This is a genomic window from Kaistella sp. (genome assembly GCF_032060305.1).
In the GTDB taxonomy this organism is placed as follows: domain Bacteria; phylum Bacteroidota; class Bacteroidia; order Flavobacteriales; family Weeksellaceae; genus Kaistella; species Kaistella yananensis.
The window spans coordinates 1-7411 of sequence record NZ_DAMBHK010000090.1; the positions used below are offsets into that span (position 1 = coordinate 1).

Here is a 7411-nt window from a genome sequence, read left to right on the forward strand (position 1 = left end):
ATGGATAATTTCGACGACCAGAAAGATCTTTTCCAGGAAATTACATTCCAGGTTTGGAAGGCTTATCCATCTTTCGAAGGCAGAAGCGCTTTTTCTACCTGGCTTTACAGGATCGCGCTGAATACCGCAATTGTATTTTTAAAGTCTGAAAAGAAAAGAAGTTTCATTAAAAACGATGAAGTCGCAGATTTTAAAATAAAACATGAAGATTATAACGATGAAGAGGAACTGAAACTCCAGAAAATGTACCGTGCGATTAACCAGCTTAATGCCATCGATAAAGCCCTGATTTTTTATTACCTGGAAAACTATTCCGGAAAAGAAATGGCCGAACAGCTCGGGATTTCCGAAGTAAATGCAAGAGTAAAACTGAACCGCGCCAAAGAAAAACTAAAAGAACTCATTAATCACTAAGGTTATGGAATTAAATCACTTAAAACAACTGTGGAGCAACGAAAATATCGCTGAAACTCCCGAAATTTCAACCGAAAAACAAAACGAAATACATCTTCCGCTTGAAAAAATACGGAAGAATATGCGACAAGAGTTTTACTGGACCGCAGTAATTTTTGTACTCATAATTCTGTTCTTTCTGCTGGTCGATATGCATTTTTTCAAATTCAAAGTCTATATTATCACTTTAGTAATCACAATGATGCTGATTACGAGTTTTTATTTCTTTAAATTCTTTCAGCTTTATAAAAATATCAGTACCATTAACCTGAATACGTGGGATGCGCTGAAAGATTTAAAATACCAGTTTAAACTTAATGAGCAGTATTATTTGGCTTTTTATATTGCTTTTGCGCCTTTTGTGGTCTGCGAAATGCTTTTGGTCTTTGACTATACACCTCCTTTGAAAGAAATTACAGGTTTAAGATTCATCCTTACGTTTCTGGCCACCTGCATCGGGACATTAGGTGCGCTGTATTTTTTCGGTAAGTTTTGGTTTCAACGGTATTATGGAAAATATTTCAACCAGATTTATAAAATCATTGATGAGCTGAAATAAAAAAAACTTCCCGGAAATTCGGGAAGTTTTTATTTTCAGTCTGAGGTTAAATGGCCAAACTTATATTGTTTTGATGATCTCGTTCAATGTTGCGCTTGGCCTCATCGCTGCATCGGTTTTGCCGAAATCTGGCTTGTAGTATCCACCGATGTCCTGTGGTTTACCCTGAGCTCCGATTAGTTCTTCATTGATTTTAGCTTCGTTTTCAAACATTGCTTTTGCAATTGGTTGGAAAATTGCAGCCATCTCAGCATTTTTAGTCTGGTTGGCTAAAGCCTCTGCCCAGTACATCGCCAGATAGAAGTGTGAACCTCTGTTGTCGATAGATCCCACTTTTCTTGCCGGAGATTTGTCTTCCGCAAGGAATTTTTCGTTCGCTACATCCAACGCATCTGCTAAAATCTGTGCTTTTTCATTGTTTTGAGTCTGTGCTAAATGCTCTAAACTTGCTTGTAAAGCCATGAATTCACCCAGAGAATCCCAACGTAAATAACCTTCTTCGATAAACTGCTCGACGTGTTTCGGTGCAGAACCTCCGGCTCCGGTTTCGAAAAGTCCGCCGCCATTCATCAACGGAACAATAGAAAGCATTTTTGCGGATGTTCCAAGCTCAAGAATCGGGAAAAGATCGGTCAAATAATCTCTTAATACATTTCCTGAAACAGAAATAGTATCCAAACCTTTTCTGATTCTTTCTAAAGTTAAAGTCATGGCGTCAACAACGCTCAAAATCTGAATATCGAGGCCTGTGGTATCGTAATCTTTTAAGTATTTCTCAACTTTTTTAATCATTTCGCGGTCGTGTGCTCTTTGATCATCAAGCCAGAAAATTGCAGGAGTGTCGGAAAGTCTTGCTCTGTTTACGGCAAGTTTCACCCAATCCTGAATTGGTGCATCTTTCACCTGGCACATTCTGAAAATATCACCTTTCTGAACATCCTGTTCCATGAAAATATTTCCGTCCGCGTCAGAAACTTTTACTTTTCCGTCCGCGGTCATCTGGAAGGTTTTATCGTGAGAACCGTATTCTTCAGCTTTCTGGGCCATTAAACCAACATTCGGAACCGAACCCATAGTGCGTGGGTCGAGTGCACCGTTTTTCTTCATATCGTCAATTGCAGCCTGATAGAATCCCGCATAATTTCTGTCCGGAATCATGGCGATGGTATCTTCTTCCTTGCCTTCTTTATTCCACATTTTACCGCCACCTCTGATGAGTGCAGCCATAGAGGCATCTACAATAATATCGGATGGTACGTGGAAGTTGGTAATTCCTTTATCCGAATTTACCATCGCTACAGCCGGCCCGTTATCCAAAGCTTTTTCGATGTCGGCCTTAATTTCAGCTTCCTGAGAATTGCCTGCGATTTTATCAAATAAATCCTGAAGTCCGTTATTCGGATTGATATCAAGTTCATTGAACAGATCTGCATATTTTGTGAAAACGTCGTTAAAGAAAACCTGAACCATCGCTCCGAAGATAATTGGATCAGAAATCTTCATCATGGTCGCCTTTAAATGTCCCGAAAGTAATACGTTAGCTGCTTTGGCTTCAGCAATTGTATCTGCAACGAAACTTTTCAGCGCTGAAAGATTCATTACGGAAGTGTCAATGATTTCTCCCGCTTTCAAAGGCGAAAGTCCTTTCAATTCTTTCACAGAACCATCGTTTTCGAAAAATTCGATTTTGAACTGAGAATCTTTTTCTACAGTTACCGATTTTTCTGTTCCGTAAAAATCGCCGCTGTTCATATGGGCAACTTTCGTTTTAGAATCTGCAGTCCAGATTCCCATTCTGTGTGGATTGGCTTTTGCGTAATTTTTTACTGCTTTTGGTGCTCTTCTGTCAGAATTTCCTTCTCTCAGAACCGGATTTACCGCACTTCCTAAAACCTTTGCATATTTTGCTTTAATGGCTTCTTCTTCTGTATTTTTAGGCTCAGCCGGATAATTCGGAACTGCAAAACCCTGCTTCTGCAATTCTGCAATTGCTTCATCAAGTTGTGGTACCGATGCTGAAATATTTGGAAGTTTAATAATATTTGCTTCCGGCGTTGTTGCTAATTTACCAAGTTCTGCCAAAGCGTCTTCAACCTTTTGGCCGTCATTCAGAAATTCCGGGAAATTGGCTAAAATTCTTCCTGAAAGTGAAATGTCTTTGGGCGAAATTTCAATATCTGCAGTTTTAGTAAAAGCTTCAACAATCGGTAAAAAAGAATGGGTGGCCAACATCGGCGCTTCATCGGTCCAGGTGTAGACGATTTTGGATTTTTCTGACATTATGCTAGTATTTATTTTTTAATTTAAGAAACACAAATTTAAGGAATTTTAAAGGAGTACGAAAGTGCGCACGACTGAACTTTAAGATTAATTTAACCTTTGTTTCAAATATTTTTAAGCTTAATATCGCTATTTTTGAGAAACAAAAAAATAATATTATGGCACAGATTACATTAAAAGGAAATACGGTACACACCATCGGCGATCTGCCTGAAAATGGATTGACAGTGAAAGATTTTGCTTTGGTAAATGATAAACTCGAGGTAAAAGTATTATCTGATTACGACGGAAAAAAGAAAATCTTTAATATATTCCCAAGTATTGATACAGGGATTTGCGCAGCGTCTGCAAGAAAATTCAACGAAAGCGCCGGCGATTTGGAAAATACCGTGGTAATAAATGTATCCAAAGATTTACCCTTCGCACTTGGAAGATTCTGTGCAGCTGAAGGTTTGGATCATGTAGAAACGCTATCAGATTTTCGCGGAAGTTTTGGTGATGATTTCGGCGTAACAATTACCGACGGACCAATGAAAGGCCTGCTAAGCCGTGCAGTGATTGTAACCGATGAAAATAATCATGTTATTTACTCCGAGCAGGTTCCTGAAATCACAACCGAACCTGATTACGATGCTGCGTTAAACGCGGTAAAGTAAACTTTCGACTAAATTTATGCTTAGAAATCAAAGATTTTCTCCCTGAGAATCTTTGATTTTTTGTCTACGCAAAAGCGAGATAAGAATTAACCCACTAAACAAATAAAATGAAACGCTCCGGTTCAGCAGATTTGCCGCTTCATTATGGCTATGTTCCGCAATGGCTGTACGAACGCATGTCTAAACTTGGGCTTGCTGTTTTCGAGGTAATTCTTGCCGACTATGGGAAAAATGAAATCATTCGCCGGATGAGTGATCCATTTTGGTTTCAGAGTCTGGGAGCGGTGATGGGCATGGACTGGCATTCATCGGGGGTTACGACTTCGGTGATGGGCGCGCTAAAAAGAGCAATTAATCCAAATTCCAAAGAACTAGGCATCTACATCGCCGGAGGAAAAGGAAAGTTTTCTAAAGAAACCCCAAACGAACTGCTGAAAATTGCAGATCTCACCGGCCTTAATGGAAATGAGCTGGTAAAAGCAAGCAAACTGTCTGCTAAAGTCGATAATACTGCAATACAAGACAGTTACCAACTTTATACACACAATTTTATTCTTAATGATGAAGGCAGTTGGACGGTCGTGCAGCAGGGAATGAGCGGAAAAGATAAAACCGCACGCCGGTATCACTGGCATTCTGAAAATTTAAAATCTTTTGTAGATAAACCACACTCGGGGATTTGTGGTAAAAACCAAGGAATCATCCTCGATTTGACTGCCAAATCTGCAGTTGAAAACCGTAAAGGCATCATCGAAATCTCTCACGAGCCTCCAGAAAAAATCATGAAGGAAGTTTCGCTGATTCTTCCTGCCCATCATGATGTGCAGGCCTCGGATGTAAATTTAAAACGTCTCGGGGCAATCCTGTCCATGACCCGCGAAATGCAGCCCGAAAATTTCGAAGATTTACTTTTGCTTAAAGGTGTTGGTCCGCGAACGATGCAAAGTCTGGCTTTGGTTTCCGAAGTAATTCATGGTGCACCGTCCAGATTTCAGGATCCTGCGAGGTTTTCCTTTGCTCATGGAGGGAAAGACGGGCATCCCTTTCCGGTTCCTACTAAGATTTATGATGAAACGCTGGATATTTTAAGAACCGGAATCGAAAAATCAAAACTGGGAAATTCAGATAAAATGCAGGCCTTCAAAAAACTTCACGAAATTAATGTCAAACTGGAGGAAAACTTTACGCCGGATTTTGATATTCAGGAAGTGATTGAAGAAGAACGGAACAATTCCTGGCGTTTTGGCGGCAAAACTGTTTTTGGCGATGCGAAACCGCCAGGGAACAGAAAACCTGATGGCGGAATTCAACTGTCGTTGTTTTAAACAAAAGTTCAATAAATCAATAAGAAATCATGGCAAAAACATTCGAAAAAGCAACAGTTCTTAATTTCAAAGAAATGATTGATTACGCGCAGGGTGGAGTAGTCAGCAAACAGGTGCTGAAAAACTCAGCCGGGAATATAACACTATTTTCCTTTGATAAGCACGAAGGGCTCAGTGAGCATAGCACTCCCTATGATGCGTTGGTAGAAGTAATTGAAGGAGTGGTGGGAATTACCATTGGTGGTGAAAAATTCACGCTTTCCGAAGGTGATTCTGTCATTATGCCCGCAACAGTCCCTCATTCACTACACGGCGTGGAGAGATTCAAAATGCTGCTGACGATGATTAAAGGATAATTATTCTGGAATATTTACCTTTAAATTTTAATTAATGTTTTTATTCTTTAAAGAAGCTTTTAAAAATAAATTATGGAACCTATAAAAATAGATATCGCAATTTTAGCACCTGTACAGAAAGTCTGGGATTATTTCAATAAGCCTGAGCATATTGTGAACTGGAATTTTGCAAGTGAAGACTGGCACTGTCCCACAGCCGCAAATGATTTACGCGTTGGCGGTAAACTTGAAACCAGAATGGAAGCCAAGGACGGGAGTTTCGGATTCGATTTCGTGGGAATTTACGATGAAATTATCCCGCTGCAACTCATCCGGTATTACTTGGAAGACGGCAGAAAAGTTGAAGTCTATTTTCAGGAAATTGATGCCAATACCACGAAAGTTACAGAAGTTTTCGATCCTGAAGCGGCCAACTCTGCAGAAATGCAGCGCGAAGGTTGGTATGCGATCCTCGATAACTTCCATAAGTATGTAGAGAATAATTGATTTTGTAATATTTTTATACAAAGATATCTCTGTAATTGATGCATTAATGATTTTTAGCAGGTAGGGGCTCGGTCATCATATGGAAATTATTCCTTAATTTTAGGAAAATTAAAAAATCATGACTGATCCGATTACCATTAAAATTACCATTTTGCAGCCTGTACATAAAGTCTGGGATTACTTTTATAATCCTAAACATATCGTAAAATGGAATTTCCCGACAACCAATTGGCAATGCACCAAAGCGCTGAGTGATTTCCGGGAAGGTGGTCGTTTCGATTACCGCCTCGATTATAAAGACAAAAGTTTCGGTTATAATTTTTCAGGCTATATCGACGAAATAAAACTTTTGCAATACGTAAAAAGCCACCTTGATGACGGCAGAAAAATTGAAGTTCAGTTTAATAAAATTGATGAAAATACTACTGAAATTATCGAGATCTTCGAGCCGGAACTGCACAATTCCATCGAAATGCAGCGCGTGGGTTGGTACGCCATTCTCGACCGTTTCCATAAATATGTGGAGAAAAACTAAACGCGTTTTTCCGGTCTTATTCCTGATTTTACTCTTGTCTGCATGCAGTAAGAAATCTGAACATCAGGAAGTTAAATCTTTACCCCAAAAGGATGCTGTAACAGCAAAACCAGCACCCGAAGAGCCGCCACTTTCTTATAAAAAATATCAAGGAGCATGGTTTGACATAGCGTATCCCTTTTCATTCAAAGCAGAAAATTCTCAAAAATCTTCGACCAGTATTAACGGTTTCGACAGCGCTGTTTTCACTTCCGCCGATGACAGCGTTCAGTTTTACATATTCTCGCCTCAATGGAGCGGTGACGCAAAAGATATCGCTCTGAAGTCCAACGAAATAAAAACCGATTCGTCAAGTGAAATTATAAACGGATTAACTGTTAAAAGATGGACAATTAAGGCGAAAGACGGCAGCTATTTCCGTTCGTATGAATCAACTTCAGAAACTGAAAGTAATATCAGCAAGATTTTCGGGATTAAATATTCTTCGCAGAAAGAACTTGATCGATACAGAAAGGCTTATCTGCATTTCAAAAATTCATTGCAGCAGTATGCGGACTAAATATGAACGAAACAGAAAAATATATCGCCCAGTTTCCGGAAAATGTGCAGGATATTTTAAATGAAATCCGGCAGATTATTCTGGAAGAGGCTCCCGAAGCCACAGAAAAAATTGCTTACGGAATGCCGGGTTTTTATCTGAACAAAAAACCTTTGGTGTATTTTGCAGCCTACAAAAACCATATCGGATTTTATGCAACTCC

General features: G+C 39.4%; 10 protein-coding genes. 9 read left to right on the plus strand and 1 reads right to left on the minus strand.

All coding sequences use genetic code 11. The annotated features are described in order from the left end of the window. Both V5N63_RS10520 and V5N63_RS10525 read left to right on the plus strand, forming a co-directional pair. A partial coding sequence (locus V5N63_RS10520; protein WP_332033903.1) for an RNA polymerase sigma factor occupies positions 1-414 on the plus strand: 414 nt, incomplete at its 5' end. Positions 415-418: 4 nt separating this feature from the next. Further along, positions 419-1012, plus strand: a complete 594-nt coding sequence (locus V5N63_RS10525; RefSeq protein WP_332033904.1) for a hypothetical protein — start codon at positions 419-421, stop codon at positions 1010-1012. A 60-nt stretch (positions 1013-1072) separates the two neighbouring features. On the opposite strand, the gene V5N63_RS10530 is transcribed toward V5N63_RS10525, so the two are convergent. Next, positions 1073-3292 (minus strand): NADP-dependent isocitrate dehydrogenase, encoded by a 2220-nt coding sequence (locus V5N63_RS10530; protein WP_332033905.1) that lies wholly within the window; start codon positions 3290-3292, stop codon positions 1073-1075. Positions 3293-3450: 158 nt separating this feature from the next. Between V5N63_RS10530 and tpx the strand changes: the two genes are divergently transcribed. The 7 genes from tpx to V5N63_RS10565 form a co-directional block, all read left to right on the plus strand. After that, complete coding sequence (gene tpx, locus V5N63_RS10535) at positions 3451-3948, plus strand: thiol peroxidase (protein ID WP_332033906.1); 498 nt, start codon at positions 3451-3453, stop codon at positions 3946-3948. 107 nt (positions 3949-4055) lie between these two features. Continuing rightward, on the plus strand, positions 4056-5273 hold the full coding sequence (locus V5N63_RS10540) for a DUF763 domain-containing protein (protein ID WP_332033907.1): 1218 nt from the start codon (positions 4056-4058) through the stop codon (positions 5271-5273). Between the two features lie 29 nt (positions 5274-5302). Beyond that, positions 5303-5629 (plus strand): cupin domain-containing protein, encoded by a 327-nt coding sequence (locus V5N63_RS10545; RefSeq protein ID WP_332033908.1) that lies wholly within the window; start codon positions 5303-5305, stop codon positions 5627-5629. A gap of 72 nt (positions 5630-5701) precedes the next feature. Then, a complete protein-coding gene (locus V5N63_RS10550; RefSeq protein WP_332033909.1) occupies positions 5702-6115 on the plus strand; it encodes an SRPBCC family protein in 414 nt (137 codons plus the stop codon). Positions 6116-6233: 118 nt separating this feature from the next. Next, positions 6234-6650 (plus strand): SRPBCC domain-containing protein, encoded by a 417-nt coding sequence (locus tag V5N63_RS10555; protein ID WP_332021873.1) that lies wholly within the window; start codon positions 6234-6236, stop codon positions 6648-6650. Beyond that, positions 6634-7209, plus strand: coding sequence for a hypothetical protein (locus V5N63_RS10560; protein WP_332033910.1), 576 nt, complete (start codon positions 6634-6636; stop codon positions 7207-7209). Before V5N63_RS10555 ends, V5N63_RS10560 begins: the two co-directional genes overlap by 17 nt. A gap of 2 nt (positions 7210-7211) precedes the next feature. Beyond that, positions 7212-7411: iron chaperone (locus V5N63_RS10565; RefSeq protein ID WP_332033911.1), on the plus strand; the 200-nt coding region annotated here is incomplete at its 3' end.

Coding starts and splice junctions, on each gene's coding strand:
- tpx (WP_332033906.1), top strand. CDS start 3,451: ATGGCACAGATTACATTAAAAGGAAATACGGTACACACCATCGGCGAT.
- V5N63_RS10545 (WP_332033908.1), top strand. CDS start 5,303: ATGGCAAAAACATTCGAAAAAGCAACAGTTCTTAATTTCAAAGAAATG.
- V5N63_RS10530 (WP_332033905.1), bottom strand. CDS start 3,292: ATGTCAGAAAAATCCAAAATCGTCTACACCTGGACCGATGAAGCGCCG.
- V5N63_RS10525 (WP_332033904.1), top strand. CDS start 419: ATGGAATTAAATCACTTAAAACAACTGTGGAGCAACGAAAATATCGCT.
- V5N63_RS10550 (WP_332033909.1), top strand. CDS start 5,702: ATGGAACCTATAAAAATAGATATCGCAATTTTAGCACCTGTACAGAAA.
- V5N63_RS10555 (WP_332021873.1), top strand. CDS start 6,234: ATGACTGATCCGATTACCATTAAAATTACCATTTTGCAGCCTGTACAT.
- V5N63_RS10560 (WP_332033910.1), top strand. CDS start 6,634: ATGTGGAGAAAAACTAAACGCGTTTTTCCGGTCTTATTCCTGATTTTA.
- V5N63_RS10540 (WP_332033907.1), top strand. CDS start 4,056: ATGAAACGCTCCGGTTCAGCAGATTTGCCGCTTCATTATGGCTATGTT.